This window comes from Anaeromyxobacter sp. K (assembly GCF_000020805.1).
GTDB lineage: Bacteria > Myxococcota > Myxococcia > Myxococcales > Anaeromyxobacteraceae > Anaeromyxobacter > Anaeromyxobacter dehalogenans.
The window spans coordinates 3,340,298-3,358,527 of the sequence record NC_011145.1 but is presented as its reverse complement, the minus strand read 5'-3'; the positions used below and the strand labels follow the sequence as shown (position 1 = coordinate 3,358,527).

The 18,230-nt window shown below is 75.1% G+C and carries 20 protein-coding genes; 8 read left to right on the top strand and 12 right to left on the bottom strand.

From position 1 onward, the window contains the following. The first annotated feature begins 59 nt into the window (after nucleotides 1-59). From pgaB to pgaD, 3 genes are all read left to right on the top strand, one after another. The gene (pgaB, locus tag ANAEK_RS15145) at nucleotides 60-2,039 is read left to right on the top strand and encodes a poly-beta-1,6-N-acetyl-D-glucosamine N-deacetylase PgaB (protein ID WP_012527008.1); all 1,980 of its coding nucleotides are present in this window, start codon (nucleotides 60-62) and stop codon (nucleotides 2,037-2,039) included. A 9-nt stretch (nucleotides 2,040-2,048) separates the two neighbouring features. After that, nucleotides 2,049-3,314 (top strand): poly-beta-1,6-N-acetyl-D-glucosamine synthase, encoded by a 1,266-nt coding sequence (gene pgaC / locus ANAEK_RS15140; RefSeq protein WP_012527007.1) that lies wholly within the window; start codon nucleotides 2,049-2,051, stop codon nucleotides 3,312-3,314. A gap of 118 nt (nucleotides 3,315-3,432) precedes the next feature. After that, nucleotides 3,433-3,978 carry a poly-beta-1,6-N-acetyl-D-glucosamine biosynthesis protein PgaD gene (gene pgaD, locus ANAEK_RS15135; protein ID WP_012527006.1) on the top strand — a complete coding sequence of 182 codons (546 nt, stop codon included), beginning with the start codon at nucleotides 3,433-3,435 and terminating at the stop codon, nucleotides 3,976-3,978. On the opposite strand, the gene ANAEK_RS15130 is transcribed toward pgaD, so the two are convergent. From ANAEK_RS15130 to ANAEK_RS15085, 11 genes are all read right to left on the bottom strand, one after another. Then, the gene (locus ANAEK_RS15130; protein WP_012527005.1) at nucleotides 3,975-4,622 is read right to left on the bottom strand and encodes a TetR/AcrR family transcriptional regulator; all 648 of its coding nucleotides are present in this window, start codon (nucleotides 4,620-4,622) and stop codon (nucleotides 3,975-3,977) included. The two genes, pgaD and ANAEK_RS15130, sit on opposite strands and share 4 nt — an antisense overlap. Then, the gene (locus ANAEK_RS15125; protein WP_012527004.1) at nucleotides 4,607-6,094 is read right to left on the bottom strand and encodes an amidase; all 1,488 of its coding nucleotides are present in this window, start codon (nucleotides 6,092-6,094) and stop codon (nucleotides 4,607-4,609) included. Before ANAEK_RS15125 ends, ANAEK_RS15130 begins: the two co-directional genes overlap by 16 nt. Nucleotides 6,095-6,167: 73 nt before the next feature. Next, on the bottom strand, nucleotides 6,168-6,638 hold the full coding sequence (locus tag ANAEK_RS15120) for a hypothetical protein (RefSeq protein WP_157376701.1): 471 nt from the start codon (nucleotides 6,636-6,638) through the stop codon (nucleotides 6,168-6,170). 123 nt (nucleotides 6,639-6,761) lie between these two features. After that, nucleotides 6,762-6,890, bottom strand: coding sequence for a hypothetical protein (locus ANAEK_RS23540; protein ID WP_012527002.1), 129 nt, complete (start codon nucleotides 6,888-6,890; stop codon nucleotides 6,762-6,764). Next, the gene (locus ANAEK_RS15115; protein WP_012527001.1) at nucleotides 6,887-8,113 is read right to left on the bottom strand and encodes an MFS transporter; all 1,227 of its coding nucleotides are present in this window, start codon (nucleotides 8,111-8,113) and stop codon (nucleotides 6,887-6,889) included. Before ANAEK_RS15115 ends, ANAEK_RS23540 begins: the two co-directional genes overlap by 4 nt. Next, complete coding sequence (locus tag ANAEK_RS15110; protein WP_012527000.1) at nucleotides 8,110-8,538, bottom strand: MarR family winged helix-turn-helix transcriptional regulator; 429 nt, start codon at nucleotides 8,536-8,538, stop codon at nucleotides 8,110-8,112. The genes ANAEK_RS15115 and ANAEK_RS15110 overlap by 4 nt, the downstream gene beginning before the upstream one ends. 82 nt (nucleotides 8,539-8,620) lie before the next feature. Continuing rightward, a complete protein-coding gene (locus ANAEK_RS15105; RefSeq protein WP_012526999.1) occupies nucleotides 8,621-8,905 on the bottom strand; it encodes a hypothetical protein in 285 nt (94 codons plus the stop codon). Nucleotides 8,906-9,184: 279 nt separating this feature from the next. After that, complete coding sequence (locus ANAEK_RS15100; protein ID WP_012526998.1) at nucleotides 9,185-10,474, bottom strand: HAMP domain-containing sensor histidine kinase; 1,290 nt, start codon at nucleotides 10,472-10,474, stop codon at nucleotides 9,185-9,187. Further along, nucleotides 10,471-11,175, bottom strand: a complete 705-nt coding sequence (locus ANAEK_RS15095; RefSeq protein ID WP_012526997.1) for a response regulator transcription factor — start codon at nucleotides 11,173-11,175, stop codon at nucleotides 10,471-10,473. The genes ANAEK_RS15100 and ANAEK_RS15095 overlap by 4 nt, the downstream gene beginning before the upstream one ends. A gap of 57 nt (nucleotides 11,176-11,232) precedes the next feature. Continuing rightward, nucleotides 11,233-11,685, bottom strand: coding sequence for a Spy/CpxP family protein refolding chaperone (locus ANAEK_RS15090; protein WP_012526996.1), 453 nt, complete (start codon nucleotides 11,683-11,685; stop codon nucleotides 11,233-11,235). A 151-nt stretch (nucleotides 11,686-11,836) separates the two neighbouring features. Continuing rightward, on the bottom strand, nucleotides 11,837-12,364 hold the full coding sequence (locus ANAEK_RS15085) for a murein L,D-transpeptidase family protein (RefSeq protein WP_012526995.1): 528 nt from the start codon (nucleotides 12,362-12,364) through the stop codon (nucleotides 11,837-11,839). 146 nt (nucleotides 12,365-12,510) lie between these two features. Between ANAEK_RS15085 and ANAEK_RS15080 the strand changes: the two genes are divergently transcribed. Beyond that, nucleotides 12,511-13,359, top strand: a complete 849-nt coding sequence (locus ANAEK_RS15080) for a L,D-transpeptidase family protein (RefSeq protein WP_012526994.1) — start codon at nucleotides 12,511-12,513, stop codon at nucleotides 13,357-13,359. A gap of 44 nt (nucleotides 13,360-13,403) precedes the next feature. Here the strand turns inward: ANAEK_RS15080 and ANAEK_RS15075 are convergent, their stop codons facing one another. Then, nucleotides 13,404-13,715, bottom strand: a complete 312-nt coding sequence (locus ANAEK_RS15075) for a hypothetical protein (RefSeq protein ID WP_232288230.1) — start codon at nucleotides 13,713-13,715, stop codon at nucleotides 13,404-13,406. 321 nt (nucleotides 13,716-14,036) lie between these two features. Here ANAEK_RS15075 and ANAEK_RS15070 point away from each other — a divergent pair, with 321 nt between their 5' ends. The 4 genes from ANAEK_RS15070 (at nucleotide 14,037) to ANAEK_RS15055 (ending at nucleotide 18,208) form a co-directional block, all read left to right on the top strand. Continuing rightward, the gene (locus ANAEK_RS15070) at nucleotides 14,037-14,219 is read left to right on the top strand and encodes a hypothetical protein (RefSeq protein WP_012526992.1); all 183 of its coding nucleotides are present in this window, start codon (nucleotides 14,037-14,039) and stop codon (nucleotides 14,217-14,219) included. A gap of 311 nt (nucleotides 14,220-14,530) precedes the next feature. After that, the gene (locus ANAEK_RS15065; RefSeq protein ID WP_012526991.1) at nucleotides 14,531-14,845 is read left to right on the top strand and encodes a hypothetical protein; all 315 of its coding nucleotides are present in this window, start codon (nucleotides 14,531-14,533) and stop codon (nucleotides 14,843-14,845) included. A gap of 70 nt (nucleotides 14,846-14,915) precedes the next feature. After that, nucleotides 14,916-15,302 carry a DUF488 domain-containing protein gene (locus tag ANAEK_RS15060; RefSeq protein ID WP_012526990.1) on the top strand — a complete coding sequence of 129 codons (387 nt, stop codon included), beginning with the start codon at nucleotides 14,916-14,918 and terminating at the stop codon, nucleotides 15,300-15,302. Between the two features lie 560 nt (nucleotides 15,303-15,862). Next, on the top strand, nucleotides 15,863-18,208 hold the full coding sequence (locus ANAEK_RS15055; protein WP_012526989.1) for a collagen-like protein: 2,346 nt from the start codon (nucleotides 15,863-15,865) through the stop codon (nucleotides 18,206-18,208). Nucleotides 18,209-18,230: the final 22 nt, after the last annotated feature.

Here is an 18,230-nt window from a genome sequence, read left to right as displayed (position 1 = left end):
AAGGGGCGAGCGCCGTACGCCGCCCGGAATTCCTCGTCCCCGCCGACGTTCCCGACCCGATGACCCTGCGACCCGTGTCACTCCCCGCCGCGGCGCTGCTGCTCGCCGCCGCCGCGCTGCCCGCCTCGCGGACCCTCGCGGCGACCGAGGAGGAGCTGACCATCCTCAGCTACCACGAGGTGGCGGATCGCGCGGAGGCGCTGGTCCCGCAGTACGCCGTCTCGCCGACCGCCTTCCTGCGGCAGATGGACTGGCTCCGCAACCACGGCTACCGCTTCGTCTCGGTGGACGACCTGCTGGCGGCGCGCGAGGGGCGCCGGCCGCTGCCGCCGAAGGCGGTGCTCGTCACCTTCGACGACGCGTACCAGTCGGTCTACCGGAACGCCTGGCCGGTCCTGAAGATGTTCCGCATCCCGGCGGTCATCAACGTGGTGGCCGGGTGGCTCGAGGAGAAGGGGACCGTCGACTTCGACGGCAAGAAGCTGCCGCGGGAGCGGCTCCTCTCCTGGAGCGAGCTGCGCGAGCTCGCCGCCAGCGGCCTGGTCGAGGTGGGCAGCCACAGCTTCGACCTGCACAAGGGCATCCTGGGCAATCCGCAGGGCAACCTGGAGCCGGCCGGCACCACGCGACGCTACGACGCGGGCGCGCGGCGCTACGAGGACGAGGCCACCTATCGCCGGCGCGTCCAGGCGGACCTGGAGCGCAGCGTGGCGCTCATCCGGCGCAACACCGGCCGGGCGCCGCGCGTCGTCGCCTGGCCCTACGGGCGCTACAACGCGACCACGCGGGAGACCGCCGAGCGGCTCGGGATGCGCGTCGGCCTGACGCTGGACGACGGCGCGAACACCCGCGACACGCCGCTGTGGGGCCTGCGCCGCATCCTGGTCGAGGGCGGGATGGCGCTCTGGGACGTCGAGCGCGAGATCGCCATCCGCAACGCGGACCTCTCGGACAACGACCGCCCGCAGAAGGTCATGCACGTGGACCTGGACTACGTGTACGACCCGGATCCGGCGCAGCAGGAGCGCAACCTCGGTCACCTGCTCGACCGCATCGCCGCCATGGGCGTGAACGCGGTCTACCTGCAGGCGTTCTCGGATCCGGACGGCAACGGCTCGGCGGACGCGGTGTACTTCCCGTCCCGCCGCATGCCGATGCGCGCCGACCTGTTCAACCGGGTGGCCTGGCAGATCCGGACGCGCACGCCGGTGAAGCGGCTGTACGCGTGGATGCCGCTGCTGGCATGGGAGCTGCCGAAGGGCGACCCGGCCGCGCAGGACCAGGTGGTGACGCTGGCCGGCGACCGCACCGACCGCGTGAACATGGGCTACCACCGGCTCTCGCCGTTCTCGGCGCGGGCGCGCGAGGCGATCCGCGAGCTGTACCAGGACCTGGCGCGCTCGGCCCCGTTCGACGGACTGCTCTTCCACGACGACGCCACGCTCTCCGACTACGAGGACGCCAGCCCCGCGGCGCTGGCGCAGTACCGGGCCTGGAGCCTGCCCGGGAGCATCGAGGAGATCCGCCGGAGCGACGACCTGCTGGGCCGGTGGACCATCCTCAAGATCAACGCCATCGACGACCTCGCCATGGACGCCGCCGCGGCGGTGCGCGCGCAGCAGCCCGCGCTGGTGGTGGCGCGCAACCTCTACGCGCGGGTGGCGCTCAACCCCAGGGCGGAGGTCTGGTACTCGCAGGCGCTCGACAACTCCATCGCCCGCTACGACTTCACCGCCATCATGGCCATGCCCTACATGGAGAAGGCCGCCGACCACGCCGCCTTCTTCCACGAGCTGGTGCGGGCGGTCGAGTACCGCGACGCGATGAAGAAGGTGGTGTTCGAGCTGCAGGCGGTGGACTGGCGCGACGGCAACAAGCCCATCCCCAGCCGCGAGCTCGCCGAGACCATCCGCTCGCTCTACGCGATGGGCGTCATGCACGTCGGCTACTACCCCGACGCGCTGTTCGCCGGGCAGCCCGATCCGCGGGTCCTGAAGCCGGTGCTCGACTCGAAGCCGAACGCTCCCGCGGTTCGCTGAGGCCGCCGCGTGACCGCCACCCTCGACAGCGCGTGGCAGGGCCTGCTGGCCTTCGTGTTCTATTACCCGCTGTTCATGTCCTTCCTCTGGATGACCGGCGCGGCGCTGTTCTACTGGCGCTTCGAGCGGGCGGAGCGCACCCTCGACCGGCCCCCGCCGCTCCCGCACTGGCCGCCGGTGACCGTCCTCATCCCCTCGTACAACGAGGGGGAGAACGCCGAGGAGACGGTGAGCCACGCGCTCGCGCTCGACTACCCGGAGTTCGAGGTGGTCGCGATCAACGACGGCAGCAGCGACGACACCGGGGCGGTGCTGGAGCGGCTGGCGGCGCGCGACCCGCGCCTGCGGGTGGTGCACCTGGCGGAGAACCAGGGCAAGGCGATGGGGCTGCAGGCCGGCGCGCTGCTGGCGCGGCACGAGATCCTCGTCTGCATCGACGGCGACGCCCTGCTCGACCCGAAGGCGGCGCACTGGCTGGTCCGCCACTTCGTCGAGTCCCCCGACGTCGCGGCGGTGACCGGCAACCCGCGGATCCGCAACCGCTCCACGCTGCTCGGGCGCGTGCAGGTCGGCGAGTTCTCGTCCATCGTCGGCATCATCAAGCGGGCGCAGCGGGTGTTCGGCCGGATCTTCACGGTCAGCGGCGTGATCACCGCGTTCCGCAAGTCGGCGGTGCACCAGGTGGGCTACTGGAGCGCCGACATGTTGACCGAGGACATCGACATCACCTGGAAGCTGCAGCGCGCCGGGTGGGACGTCCGGTTCGAGCCGCGGGCGCTCACCTGGATCCTCATGCCCGAGACGCTGCGCGGCCTGTGGAAGCAGCGGCTGCGCTGGGCCATGGGCGGCGCCCAGGTGCTCCTCAAGAACATCGACGCGGCGCTCGAGCCGGCGCAGCGGTCGCTGTGGCCGCTGCTCGTCGAGATGGTGGTCAGCGTGGCCTGGTCGTACGCCATGGTGCTGGTCACGGCGACCTGGCTGGTCGGCCTGGCGCTGCCGGGGGGCGTCCTCCCGGCGGTCGGATCACCCATGGGGTTGCAGGGGAGCGGCGTGATCCTGGGCGCCGCCTGCCTGGCCCAGTTCGCGTTCAGCACCTGGCTCGACAGCCGGTACGACCGCGGGCTGTTCCGCAACCTCTTCTGGATGATCTGGTATCCCTTCGTATTCTGGGTGATAAATTGCGCGGCCACGGTGGTCGCCTACCCGAAGGTCGTGGCGCGGCGCCGCGGCTCGCGGGCGCGCTGGGTCAGCCCGGACCGAGGGTTCCGCCCTTGAATAGACCGGGGTGCCGCCACGTCCCCTTGCGGCCCCCGGGCCGGCGCAGCGGCCGGCCCGGCGGATGGAGACGGCAGGCGGAGCAGGTGGCGCGCCGCAGCGAAGGCGAAGGATGGACATGAGCGGATCACTCATCATCAACGCGCGTCACCGGCTGGCCTGGTACCAGCGGCTGCTCTCCGACGCCTCCACCGCCGTCATGTGGGGCGCCTGGCTCTGGCTGTGGGTCCCCATCCTTCGCGCCGTCGCCGAGCTCGGGATGCGCTCCTCGCCGGTGCTGGTGAAGCTGGTGGCGAACGGGACGGCCGCGGACCTCCCCGGCTCCGTGATGGCGCTGGTGGGGACCTCCGGCACGCTGCTGGTGTGGAAGGGCCTGCCGGCTCGCAAGGCCCTGGCCGACGACGAGGCGCTCTCGCTCCGCGACTACGCGCGCCACTTCGCGCTGCCCGAGTCCTCGCTCCAGGCCGGCCGCCGCGCCGCCGTGTGCGTCGTCCACCACGACGACGAGGGCCGGATCGTCCGCCTCGAGTGCCGCGGGCCGGTGGCGACTCCCGCCCCCGCCGAGCGCCGCAGCCCGCCCGTGGTCGAGCCGCTCGAGCCCGCCGGCTGCGGCGCGGCCCTCGCCTGCGAGCCGGTCGCCCGCGGCCAGGCGGTCGCGGCCTAGCGTCGCGCGCGCCCGCCGGCGCCGCGCACCGGGCGCGGTGGCGCGAGCAGCGCCTGCAGCCCGGCGAGCTGATACCGCCAGAACGCGCCGAACGCCGCCGAGATCTCCTCCGGCGTCTCGTGCGCGGCCAGCACGTCCACGATCATCCCCAGCGTGCCCTCGAAGATCCGCTCCAGCACGAAGCGGACCTCGCGCGGCACCGGCCGCTCCGAGTGGTCGCGCAGGTAGCGCGCCGCGGCGCGCGTCAGCTCGCCGGCGACCAGCGGGCGGACGTGGGCGACCGGCGAGCCCTCCGCCCGCCCCAGCAGCACCACCACCTCGCGCCGGTGCGCGATCCAGAACGCGAGCAGGGCGGCCGCGCGGTCCGAGCCGGCCGCGTCGCCCAGGCGCCAGTCGCCCATGGCCCCGAGGGCGCGCACCCGGGCCCGGAGCAGCCGCACCAGCTCGGTGCCGAGCTCCGGCGGCACCGCGGCCCGGAGCAGCGCCTCCTTGTCCGGGAAGTACCGGTACACGTTCCCGATGGACGCGCCCGCCGCGACGGCGATGTCCACCAGCCGCGCCCCGCGCCAGCCCCGCCGGACGAACTCGGACAGCGCCGCGTCCACCAGGCGCGCGCGCACGTCCTCCTTCAGGCGCTGCGCCACGGGCCCTCCCCGGCGGCGACCGCCACGGCGGAGCGCGGCGGCCACCGATCCTTCCAGGGCGCCGCCGCCTCCAGCCCATAGGCGAGCTGCAGCAGCAGGGCCTCGTCCCCGGGGCGCGCCGCGAGCTGCATCCCCACCGGCAGGCCGCCCGCGGTCCAGTGCAGGGGGACGGACATCGCGGGCGCGCCGGTGATCGAGTGGATGGCCGTGTAGCCGGCGAGGTCCTCGGTGAAGGCGAGGTTCCGATCGGCGGGGTGGCGCGGCGAGAGCGTGCCGAGCGGGAACGGGAGCACGGCGGTGGTGGGGCTGAGCGCGGCGTCGAGCCCGTCGAGGAAGGCCAGGCCCTCGCGCGCGGCGACGTCGAGCGCGCCCCGCGCCGCCGCGAGCGCCGCCGGCCCGGCGGCCTCGGCGCGCTCCACCAGCTCGAGCGTGAACGGCTCGAGCAGGCCGGGGAGCGCGGCCTCCCCCGCGGCGCCCCGGACCTGCGCCACCAGCGGGCCGAGCGCGGCGCCGAACAGGAGGAAGATCGCGTCGCGGGTGGCGGCCGCGTCGAAGCGTGGCCCGGCGATCTCGACCGTCTCGTGGCCGAGCCCCTCGCACAGCCGGCGCGCCGCCTCCAGCCCGGCGCGGATCTCGGGGTCGGGCGCGCGGTCGAAGGCGGTCCGCGCGTACACGCCGATCCGGAGCCGCCGCGGGCGCGCCGAGGGAGAGAGCGCCTCGGGGCCGAGCGGGGGCCACGGCGCGGTGGCGTCGCGCCGCTGCGTCAGCCCGAGCAGCGCCGCGCTGTCCCGGACGGAGCGGCTCACGCAGTGATCCACGACGAGCGCGGCGAGCGGCGTGTCGAGCGGCATGCCGACGTCGCGCTGCCGCCCGCGGCTGGGCTTCAGCCCCACCACGCCGCACACCGAGGCCGGGATGCGGATCGAGCCGCCGCCGTCGGACGCGTGCGCCACCGGGACGATGCCCGCCGCCACCGCGGCGGCCGAGCCGCCGGACGACCCCGCCGGCGAGCGCGCCGGATCCCAGGGGTTGAGGGTGGCGCCGCACGCCAGCGTCTCGGTGGTGCCGAGCAGGCCGAGCTCGGAGGTGGTGCTCTTGCCCAGCACGACCAGCCCCGCCTCGTCGAACGCGCGCGCCAGGTCCGGCGCCGGCGGCGACGCCTGGCCGGCCAGCAGGCGCGAGCCGCAGCCGAGCGGCAGGCCGGGGTAGGGGAGCAGGTCCTTCAGCAGGAACGGCACGCCGGCGAGCGGCGCGCCGCGGCGGACCTCGCGGGCGGCCCGCCGGGCGCGCTCCGGATCGACCGAGGCGGCGACGTTGAGGTCGCCGAGGCGGTCGAGGCGGGCGAGCGCCGCGTCCACCAGCTCCTGCGGCGTGGCGTCGCCCTCGCGCACCAGCGCGGCCTGGGCGGTGGCGTCGAGCGCGGCGAAGGGATCGGTCGTCGCGGGGGGAGGGGAGGTCGGATCGCCGGCCAAGGACGGGCTCCTGGGGCAGGGTGGTGAAACGCGAATACCGTATTCGCGTTTCAGCCGCCGCGCAACCGCCGGCTCAGCGCCGCTCGGGCACGCCCAGCGCCGCCAGCCGCGCCCGGACCCGCGCGGCGAGGGCCGGGACGCGGCCCGCCGCGCGCAGCACGACCGCGAGCGAGACCTCGCAGCGGCCGGGCGCCCGCCGGGCCGGGTACTCCGCCGGGAGGAACTCGCCCACCACCGTGTGCACCGGGGGATCGACGCCGGGGCCGATCGCCGCCGCGATGCGCCGGAGGTCGCGCGCGACCGCCTCCATCGCCGCGGCCTCCGGCCGACCGCATCGGTGCGGCGGGAGCAGGCACCAGAGGCGAAGGGCAACCGTGGTCGGCTCGTCGCTGCCGGGCCTCGCGAGCGCCTGCGCGACCAGCTCCGCCGAGGCGCCTCGATCGGCGGCGACGGCCTCGATCGGCGCCTCGTCCCCTGGTCGTCCCGCTCCGTTCGGCATGCGCTTCACCCGGCGCGCGTGGGCGCGCACCGGGGAGGGGAGCATCGGCCGTGCCACCGGGGCGCGCCGCCGGGAGGACGCGGAATCGCGCCAGATCCGGCGCGCCGCCCCGCGCGGTGTCGGGATCGTGGCCAGCGGCCGCGATCCCGCGCAGACAGCGCCCCGGCGTCAGTTGCAGCGGAGCAGCGCGGCCATCCGCTCCCCGGAGAACGCCGGCTGCAGGTACGAGACGAAGGCCCACAGCGCGATCAGCGCCGCGAGCGAGACGAGCGCGGCCCGGAGCACGGTGCGCGTCACGCGGCCGGCTCCGGCGCCGCCGCCGCGCGCGCCACCGGCGCCTCGCGGACCGGCACGTTCACCAGCGCCGCCAGCAGCGCGAGCGCGATCGAGATCCACCACACCAGCTCGTAGCTGCCCGTCGCGACGTAGAGCCGCCCGCCCAGCCAGCCGCCCAGGAACGCGCCGACCTGGTGGAAGAAGAAGGCCACTCCCCCCAGCATGGCCAGGTGCCGGGTCCCGAAGAGCGTCGCGATGGTGCCGTTGGTGAGCGGCACCGTCGAGAGCCACAGGAACCCCATGGCCGCGCCGAACGCATAGGCCGAGCCCTCGGTCACCGGCGCGAGGACGAACGCCGCGATGACCGCGGCGCGGAGCAGGTAGAGGCCCACCAGCAGCCCGGGCTTGCTCGTGCGCCCGCCGAGCAGCCCGGCGCAGTAGGAGCCGCCGATGTTGAACAGGCCCACCAGCGCGAGCACCGCGGCGCCCGCCCGCGGCCCGAGCCCCCGGTCCGCGAGGAACGCGGGCAGGTGGGTGGCGATGAAGACCACGTGGAACCCGCACACGAAGAAGCCGAAGGAGAGCAGCCAGAACCCGGGGTGGCGGAGCGCCTCCGCCAGCGCCTCGCGCGCGCCGCCGCCCGTGGCCACGCCGGCCGTCGAGGGGCGCTCGCGCAGGGCCGCCGAGAGCGGGGCCATGGTGGCGCCGAGCGCGGCCAGCGCCACCAGCGCCCCCGCCCAGCCGATCGCGTCGATGGCCGCGAGCGCGCCGGGCAGCATCGCGAACTGGCCGAGCGAGCCCACCGCCATGGCGATGCCGGTGGCGAGGCTGCGCCGCTCCGGCGCGGTGCACCGCGAGATGGCGCCGAAGACGATGGGGTAGGAGGTGCCCGACAGGCCCAGGCCCACCAGCACGCCGGCCGAGAGCGCCAGGGCGGACGCGCCGTGCGCGGTCGCCATCAGCAGCAGGCCCGCGACGTACAGGACGCTGCCGCCCAGCACCGCCCGCGCCGCGCCGCGGCGATCCGCGAGCCGGCCGGCGAAGGGCTGGGCGGCGCCCCACACCAGGTTCTGCAGCGCGATGGCGAACGCGAACACCTCGCGCGTCCAGCCGTTGTCCCGGCTCATGGGCTCGAGGAACAGCCCGAACGCGTGGCGGATCCCGAGCGACACGGTCAGCGTGAGCGCGCCGGCGGCCAGCACCACGGCCGGCCCGCGCCAGCCCTGGGGCCCGGCGCGGCTCACGCCGCCTCCGAGTCGCCCGGGAGCGCGGCGAGGCGGCGGGCGAGCTCGGTGAGCTGCTCGGCGTTCGCCCCGAGCACGCGCTCCACCGCCCGCTGCGCCGCGGCCCAGGCCGGCGCTGCCGCCCGGAGCCGCGCGCGGCCCTCCTCGGTGAGGGCGGCGACGCGATCCCGCTGGTCCTCGCCGGGCCCGAGCGCGACGAGCCCCATGCCCTCCAGCACCCGCAGGTTGCGCCCGAGCGTGCTGCGGTCGAGCCCGGTCGCAGCGGCCAGCGCGGTGAGGTTCGGCCGCCCGTGCCGCTTCACCGCGTGAAGGAGCGAGTACTGCGTGACCTTGAGTCCGTGCGGCGCGAGCGCCGCGTCGTAGAGCGAGGTCAGCGCGAGCGCGGCGCGCCGGACGTTCGCGGCGTAGCATGGGACCGGGTCCATTGCGGGCATCTACCCGCGTCGTCCCGGCGGCGCAACGCGACCTCCGCGCTCGGAAGGGGCGGGCGCCGTGACGTGCCCCGCCTCAGCGCTCCCGCGGCTCCTGCCAGACGAACTGGTGCCAGTAGACCGGGAACACCGCCCAGTTCCCGGTGAGGAGCACCAGCGCCCAGCCGCGGCGCAGGCCGCGGGTGAGCTGGTCGTTCCCGGCGAGGTGGCGCAGGTAGATCCCCAGCAGCACGGCGACCACCGCGACCTGCGCGGCCACCGCCCAGGCAGGCAGGTCGCCGTGGCGGTAGACCGCCACGGCCATGAAGCCGATGGGCCCCAGGTTCACGATTCCGAGCAGCAGCTTGCCGATCCGGCCCATGCTCCGCGTCCTCCAGCGGACTCCGAGCCCCCGTGTCTGGAACGCCCGGCGCGCGCGACGTGACCGCGGGCGGCGCGCCGGCGAGGTGAGCGCTACAGGCCGCCGCGACCGGAGCACGGGCCGATGGGATCGTCCGGAACGAAGGGCGCGCGCCGCGCGGGCGCCGGAGGTCGCGCATGGGCACATCCAAGGGGTGGCGCCGAGGGCGGATCGCCGTGCTGCACCGATCGCGTGCGGCAGGCGCGCGCGGCGGTGCACCGCGCCGCGGAGCGCCCGTGGTCAGGCCGGGGCCGACGGGATCCGCACGCGGAACGTGGAGCCTTGCCCCGGCGCGCTCTCGACCGAGATGGACCCGCCGTGCGCCTCCGCGACCCGCCGTGCCAGCACCAGGCCGAGGCCGGTGCCGCCGGTGCCGCGCTCGCGGCTCCGGTCGGTGCGGAAGAACGGCGTGAACAGGCGCGGCAGGTCCTCCGCGGCGATGCCGATCCCGCGGTCGGACACCTCCAGGATCGCCGCGCCGGGCTCGGCCCGGACCGAGAGCCGGACCGGCGACGGAGCCTCCGAGTACTTCGCTGCGTTGTCGAGCAGGTTGTCGAGCATGCGCCGGAGGAGCGCCGCGTCGCCGTGGACCCGGGCCGGCCCGGGCCCCACCTCCAGCTCGAGGGCGCGCCCCTCGTGCCCGCCGCGGAAGCGCGAGGCCGCCGCGCGCGCCACGTCCGCGAGCTCCAGCGGCCCGGCGTCGAGCCGGAGCGCCGCCGCGCCCCGGGCCTCCAGGCGCGCGGCGTCGAGCACGTCCTGCACCAGCGCGTCCAGCTCCGCGAGGTCCTGCCCGATCTCGCCGAGGTAGCGGCGGGCGCGCGCGGCGTCGCCCTCGGCGGCCAGCTCCAGCGCGACCCGGATCCGCGCCAGCGGCGTGCGCAGCTCGTGCGAGACGTTCGCGAGCAGCTCGCGCTCGCCGCGCACCAGCGCCTCGAGCCGCGCGGCCATCTCGTCGAACGAGCGGCCCAGCTCGCCCAGCTCCCCGTGCGCGCGGACGTTGGCTCGCGCGGCGAGGTCGCCGGCGCCGAGCGCGCGGGCGGTCGCGGTGAGCCGCTCCACCGGCGCGACGATCGCGCGGGTGAGCGGGTAGGAGGCGACCGCGAGCGCCGCCAGGACCGCCCCGATGAACAGCAGCCCGCGCGCCGGATCGTGCGGCCGGGAGTGGACCACCAGCGTCCCGCCGTCCCGGAGCGGCACCGTCCACCCGCGCCGCCGCGCGTCGGGGCGCGCCGCGGCGGCGGGGTCGCGCGCGCTCGTGGCGACGAGCCCGCCGCCGGGCCCGTACACCGACGCCTCGACCCCGAACGCCTCGCGCACGCGCGCGAGCTCCGCGGAGAGGCGCGGCGGATCCCCGACCAGCTCGCCCACGCGCTCCGCGGCGTAGCGGCCGGCCCCGCGCTCCGACCACCAGCCGCTCCCGCGGCGCAGCGCGAAGCCCACAACGCCGACCGCGATCGCCACCACCAGCAGCAGGAGCACGCCGTGCAGGTAGACGCGCCAGAACAGCGGCCCGTGGGCGCGGCGGCTCATCCCGGTTCCCCGGCGAGCAGGTACCCGGCGCCGCGGACCGTCTTGATGAGGCGGGGCCGCCGGGGATCGTCGCCGAGCTTCTGCCGCAGCCGCGAGACGTGCACGTCCACCGAGCGGTCGAACGCCTCCTCCGCGCTGCCGCCGGCCAGCTCCATGAGCTGCTCCCGGGCGAGCACCCGGCCCGCGCGGCGCGCCAGCGCGTGCAGCAGCGCGAACTCGTACCCGGTGAGCGCCACCTCGCGCCCGTCCAGCGTCACCCGGCGCGCCGCCGGGTCCACCACCAGCCCGCCGACGCGCACCACCTCGCGCGGCGGCCCGGCGCGTCCGGTGGCGCGCCGGACCACGGCGCGGATCCGGGCGAGCAGCTCGCGCGGCGAGAACGGCTTCGCCAGGTAGTCGTCGGCGCCGAGCTCGAGGCCCATCACGCGGTCCGCCTCCTCGCCGCGCGCGGTGAGGACGATGACGGGGACGTCGGAGCGCGACCGGAGCTCGCGGCAGACCTCCAGGCCGTCCTTGCCCGGCAGCATGAGGTCGAGCAGCACCACGTCGAAGCGGCCCCCGAGCGCCTCGTCGAGGCCGCGGCGCCCGTCGCTCGCGTGGACCACCGCCACGCCGTGCCCCTCGAGATACTCGCGGGTGAACGCGGCCAGGCGGAGGTCGTCCTCGACGAGCAGCGCCAGGAGCGGGGTGGCGGCGGTCATCTCGGCATCATAGCGTGGGGCTCGCGCCGTCACCGCGGGTCCGCTCCGGGGCACGGGCTAGCGATGCAGGCGCTCGATCTTGCGCGTGAGCTTCTCGCGCTGCGCCGGGGTGAGCGCGTCGTGGACGTCGACGCCCGCGTCCACCGCCTCGTGCGCGACCTTCCGGAACGCCTCCGCGCGGGCGTCCACCAGCGCGTGCAGCCGGGCACGGTCCGGCGCGTCGGCCTTCCACTCCGCGAGCAGCGCCTGGTGGGCCTCGGCCTGCCCGGCGCGCACCTCGCCCGCCGCCGCCAGCATGCGGTCCTTCACCGCGTGGATGCGGGTGCGCTGCTCCGGGGTCGCGTCCACGTCGTCGAGCAGGTCGTCCACCCGATCCGTCACGAACGCCGCCATCCGCGCCGGGTCGTGCCCGTGCCCGCGCCAGCCGCATCCGCCGTGGAACCCGGTGAGCGCCACGAACCCCACCGCCAGCACTCCGAGCGCCGCGATGGCGCCGATGATCCGCTTCATGTCCTCGTCTCCCGTTCGACAAGCTCACCGTGAGCTTCCGGCCCCGCCCACCGCGGGCGGGCACGGTGGGAGGATGCGGGGCGGAGGTGTCCGGAGCCTGTGCGGCTCGTGAAGAAGCGTGAAGCCGCGCCGGGGAGGGCGCCCCGCCCGCTCAGCGGATGACGAGCCGCGGCCGCCGCGCGCGCACGAACGCGGCGATGGCGTCCACGTCCTCGTCGGTGCCGGTCGCGATGCAGCCCTGCGTCCAGTCCACCTCGGTGACCGGGTACCCGGCCCCCTCGGTCCCGCGCGGCGGCCCGTGGATCCCGACCGCCGCGCCGGTGAAGCCGCGGGCGGCCTGCGCCGGGGTCGGGTACGCGATGGGGATGAACGTGCCGTACTGCGTGGACGGGCGCGGGTCGCCGAGCGGATACGTCCCGAGCGGCGTGCGCCCGTCGCCGTGGCGGCGCTTGCCCACGCCGCTGCGCCCGAGCGCCACCGCGAACTGCGCCGCCGGGGTCCCGCCGCGGCACAGCCACAGCTCCCGGCGGTCGGTCACCACCACGACCGCGTCGCGCGAGCGAGGGCACGGGGACGGCTCGAGCGCGCCCGCGCCGGCCGGCGCGAGCGCCGGCAGCAACGCGAGCACGCACGCGGCGAGCCGCCGGCCGTCTCCGCTGGAGCGCGCGCCCCTCCCCATCGAACCGACATCCTATGCGCGCCGGAGCGCAGCGGCCAGCGGGCGGCCGCGCGCACCCTCCCGGCGCAGTCCGCCAGGGCGGTCGCGGCGAGGCGTTGCTCGCGCGATGGTGGGACCGCGGAGTCCGCCCGCACGCGGGTGCCGACATGGGGTCGCCGGTCCTCGTCCTGCTGCTCTCGCTGACGCCCGCCGCCGGGCCGGACGGCGGCGAGGTGGTCGGCGCCATCGGCGCCCACCGCGTCGAGCGGGGCGAGTCGCTCATCGAGATCGCGCGCCGGTACGACCTCGGGTTCGGCGAGATCGCGGCCGCGAACCCGCGCCTGGACGCGTTCGTCCCGCCGCCGGGCGCCGTCGCGATCGTGCCGACCGCCTGGATCCTCCCGGCCGCCGCCGAGGTTGGGACCGTGGTCGTGAACCTGTCGGAGATGCGGCTCTACTACCTGCCGCCGGGGCCGGGGGCGCTGCTCAGCTTCCCGATCGGCGTGGCGGTGGAGGCGGGCGCGACGCCGCTCGGCGTGCTCACCGTGGAGCAGAAGCTGGTCTCGCCGACGTGGTACCCGACGCCCGCGATCCGGCGCGAGGATCCCGAGCTGCCCGCCGCGGTGCCGCCGGGACCCGAGAACCCGCTCGGCAGCCACGCGCTCCGGCTCTCCGTGCCGACCCTCCTCATCCACGGCACCCACCGGCCGTTCGGCGTGGGGCGGCGCGTGTCGCACGGCTGCATCCGGCTCTACCCCGAGGACATCCCGCTGCTCTACCGCGCGGTGCGCGTCGGCACCCCGGTCGCGATCGTGCGGGAGCCGGTCAAGGTGGGCGTCCGGGACGGACGCGTGCTGGTCGAGGTGCACCGCGACGACGCGGCCGCGGCGGGCGCGGCCGAGCTGGCGGAGCGGCTGCTGCGGGAGCGCGGCGTGCTGGAGCGGGTGGATCCGCGGAAGCTCGAGCGAGCGCTCGCGGCGCGGAGCGGGATGCCCGTGGACGTGAGCGCCGAGTGACGGGGCGCGGCGGCCGGCAGCCGCCGCGCCCCCGGCGTGCGCCGCTACATCTTGCCCTTCACCTGCGTCAGCTCGAACGCCTTCGCGGACTTCTGGGCGGCGAGCTCGGCCCGCTGCGCCGCATCCTGCGCCGCCTTGACGGCCTCCTGCGCCCGCGCCGAGGTGGCCGCGGAGTCCGCCACGTCCTTGCGCAGCGCCTGGAGCTCGGCCGTCTGCGCGTCGAGCTTGGCGTTCATCGCCGCCTGCTGCTGCTCCACCGCGGTGATCCGGTCGGCGAGCGGGTCGATCTGCTGCTTCACGGAGCCGTTCGTCGCGCAGCCGGCGGCGAGCAACCCGAGCACCAACAGTCCTGCCATCCGCATCATGGCGCCTCCTCCGAGTCGGGGTTCGGGATCCACTTTTCACGCTCCGGCCGAACTCGCGGAAGGGCGCTTGGGGATGGACCTCGTGGTGCGACCGAGCGTGCCGGCGCTGGGCGGCGGCGGCCGTGCCTCGCGCGGCTTGCCCTTCACCGACGGTGCGCAATCGCGCCCCGCGCGGAGCCGATGCTGCCGACGTCGGGGGGCTCGAGGCAGGGATCGGACCGCAAAATGGGCCCAAAGGGGACGGTGCGGCTCATGGCTGGTCGCGTCATGGACGTTTTGACGCACCGCACGACCACGCCAGGAGAGCCCGCCATGCAATCGCCGACCACCGAATCCTCCTCCAGCCCGCACCCGCTCCACGACGACGTCGACGGCCGCTGCGACTTCTGCGGCTGCGCCGTGAACCGCGAGACCGCCGTCCAGCGCGTCGAGCGGCGCGACGAGGGCCCGGAGGTCGTCGTCCTCTGCGCCGACTGCGCCTTCGGGCACGACTAGCGGACGCGCCGCCCCTCGCCGGCCGGAGGCCACCGGCCGGTCGGCGATGGGGACAAGTCGCGTCATCATTCGCTTACCGCTCGCCCGCGCCGGACGCCGCGCCTGCAACCGCGCGGCGCCATGGCAGCAATCCCGCGCCGCGGCCTCGCCCCTCGCCGGAGTGCGGCGGCGGGGACAACGCGCGAGCGGCGGCGGCGGCGTGCCTGCCGCACCCGGGCGGCCGCCTTGCTCCGGGCGCGCGTCGATCGACCGCGCAGGAGCCCTGCACTCCCAGTGGTAATCCAGGATCGAACCGTCTCCGGGGGGAGACCATGCAGATCGATGCGATCCGGGATGCGCTGGACGTCCGCGTGGGCAGGACGTTCGGCGCGAACGACGTGCGGCGGCTGCAGGAGACGATCGAGGTGCTCGGTCCGTTCGCGCGCCTCAGCGTCGACTTCGGCGCCGTGCGGCAGTGCGACGACGCGGCGCTGGCGCGCTTCGCGAGCCTGCTGGCGTGGGTGCCGGGCGCGCAGATCTCCGTGCGCGGGCTCACGCTCCACCAGTGGCGCCTGCTCACGTACCTGGGGGTCCACCCCGGAGACGCGGAGGGCGCCGCCGCGACCGCCGGCGCCTTCGGGCCCTGAGTCGCCGCGCACCGCGACGCGACCTCTCCGGTCGCTGCACGGCGCCGGCGCGTCCCGGTAGGCTGGCGCCATGGCGATCCGCATCGTCCGGCTCGGCAGCCCCCGCGCGCGCGGGGAGGGGCTTCGCATCGGCACGGTGCGCCGCCCGCCCCGGGGCGTCCCCGCGTCGCGCTTCGCCGCCGACGACTGGTACGACGTCTGGTTCCCGAACCTGGCGCCGACCGTCCCGACCATGAAGCTCGCGCAGGCGGCGCGGAGCGAGCGCGAGTGGGCGGCGTTCCGGCGGCGCTTCCGCGCGGAGATGGCGGAGCCGGCGGCGCGACGGACGCTCGACCTGCTCGCGGCGCTCTCGCACGGCGCGGACTTCGCCGTCGGCTGCTACTGCGAGGACGAGGCGCGCTGCCACCGGTCGGTGCTGCGCGAGCTCCTCGCCGAGCGCGGGGCGCGGCTGGCCTGAGAGCACGTGAAACCATCCCCTCCCGTCGCCGCGGCGGCCGATCCGCGTCGCATCGCGTCGTTGCTCCTCCCTCACATGCCTCGGGGCATGCTCGGTCGTCGCGCCTCGCGCTGCTCGCGTCTCGACCGCCTGGCTCGGTCCGGGGATTGATTCACGCGCTCTGAGGGCGCGCGCTCCGGTGCACGGTGGGTCCACCGGACGTTCACGGTGGGTCCACCCGGCGTTCACCGTGGGTTCGCCGAACGTTCACGGTGGGTCCACATGCCGCGCGGCGTCCGGCCGCGCGCCGCACGGCCGCGGGCTCGGCGCGGCGGGCGTCCCGGGGCCGGCGCGGCGGCGGCAGGTCCCGTGCGCGGGGCCGTCGAACCTACATCTCGGCACGCGCGCAATGATCCCGGTCAAGCGGAATTGGGCCATATGGCGCAAAGGCCAATAAAAGACCTGGGCATGTTGTCGCACGCGCCCTGCCGCACGGGGAACTCCTGCGACGTTTTGGTAGGGTCCCGCGCCGAGGTCAGCCAAACGGGCCTAGGCCCGACAACGTGGAGAGGTTCAACACAATGCACAAGTGGACGATGCGGACGACCGGCGCGCTGCTCTTCGCCGGCGTGCTCGCGATTGCGGGGTGCTCTGGCGAGGACGGCAAGACCGGCCCTCAGGGTCCCGCCGGTCAGGACGGTCAGCCGGGCGCGCCCGGCCAGCCCGGGCAGGACGGCCAGGATCTGGTGGCGAGCGCCAAGCCGGAGTCGTGCGCCGTGTGCCACGGCAACGCCGGGGCGCAGCACCAGGGCATCTACAACCAGTACACCGACGCGAGCCAGCTGAGCGTCGTCATCAACGGCGTCTCGACGGTCGCCAACGCGGGCGGCACGAACTACACGTCGACGATGACGTTCACGGTCACCAAGAACGGTGCGCCGTACGTGGACGCCGGCCTCGCGGGCCTGGACCAGAAGCGCTTCTACGCGACCACCTACGACAGCGCGACCCGCAAGTTCGTGACCGCGTTCTCCTACGGGAACATCACGAGCCAGGGCAACGGCGTGTACACCGCGTCGTACGCGACGGCCACCTTCCAGCCCGAGCTGTCGAACGCCCAGGCCTATGCGTACGTCGCCGACGGGCCGCTCTCGACCGAGGGCATGCAGCTGTACACCGACGTGTCGAACACGGGCATCGCGTACGGCGACGCGAGCACCTACGCGTCCTCGGCCAACGTCGCGGGCTGCGAGAAGTGCCACGGTTCGCCGTACCTGAAGCACGGCTACCGCGCCGCGGCCGTCGCCGGCCTGCCGGACTTCGCGGCCTGCAAGGCCTGCCACACCGACGAGTCCGCCGGTGGCCACGAGGGCTGGCAGCTCCTCGCCGACGACCCGGCCGCGTACGCGGCGCAGGGCGGCACCCCGACGGCCGACCAGAAGACGAAGTACGCGTACAAGAAGACCGTGATGAACGACGTGCACATGTCGCACGCGATGGAGTTCGCGTACCCGCAGTCGATGGCGAACTGCGTGACCTGCCACGCCGGCAAGCTCGACCGCGTCCTCACCGCCGCGAACTTCACGCTCGCGACCTGCAAGAGCTGCCACCCGGTGACCGGCGTGAACGGCGACCCGAAGCGCGCCCCCGCGCTGAAGGACGTCGTCCCGGCGGCGCCGTACCACCCGACCGACCTCTACACGACCACCGTCGCCTGCAACGGCTGCCACAAGCCGCAGGCCGAGGGCGGCATCGCGCCGGAGTTCGCCGCGGTGCACGGCGGCTTCAACCAGCAGATCTACGCGAACGCGACCACCAAGTACTCGAGCACCTTCACCTCGAAGGTGGACTCGGCGACGTTCGACAGCACCACCAACACGCTGACCGTCAAGTTCAGCGTGGTGGGCGCGGCCGCCGGCGCCATCGTGAAGCCCACCGTCGTGGTCGGCCTGTACGGCTACGGCACGAAGGACATGCTGGTCAGCGGCCACAACTCGCAGGCGGACGGCACCGCCAACCTCGAGTACACCGAGGGCGCCACCCAGCGCAGTGATCCGACCAAGTCGTCGAACAGCGATCGCCTGAAGCTCGCGCCCGCCGCGGCGGCCGCCGGCGTCACGCAGTGGACCGCCACCGCCGACCTCACGCTCTGGTCCGACCTGATCGCCCAGGGCGCGGTGAAGCAGGCCGAGGTCGCGTTCCTGCCCACGGTCGGCGCCAACCAGGCGGCGGCGGTGAGCGCCACCAACCCGGCCATCGCGGTCGCCGGCACCACGGCCACTGTGGACCTCGTCAACGGCACGCAGGTCGCCGACGCGGACGTGTACGGCAAGAAGCTCGTCAGCGCCGACAAGTGCAACAAGTGCCACGAGGCGCTCGGGACCACGTTCCACAACCCGAACTACGGCAGCGCCGGCGTCGTCGCCTGCCGCATCTGCCACACGCCCCGTGACGGCGGCTACCACCTCGAGATGCAGTCGCGGTCGATCGACTCCTACGTCCACGCGATCCACTCGATGCAGCCGTTCGACCTGTTCAACATCGACTTCTCGAACCCGGTGGCCAAGCTGCGCTACGGCCACCACGTCGAGTCGACCTACCCGAACTTCACCATCCTGAACTGCGAGTCCTGCCACGAGGCGGGCACGTACGAGGTTCCGGATCAGTCGAAGTCGCTGCCGGGCGTCCTCTCGGCCGCCGCGACGCCCAAGAACCGGGATCGCAACATCGGCAGCGTCCCGTCCGTGGTCACCGGCGCGGGCGCCCGCGCCTGCGGCTCCTGCCACCGTGCGGAGCTGATCAACGAGGACGACGCCGGCCGCCTGGCCGCGTTCGACCAGCACACCGCGACGTTCGGCTTCGAGGTGCAGAACGCCTCGGGCGTGTTCGACGCGGCCGTCGCGAAGATCATGGCGCTGTTCAAGTAGTCGTGGCGGGCGGGGCGGGCTC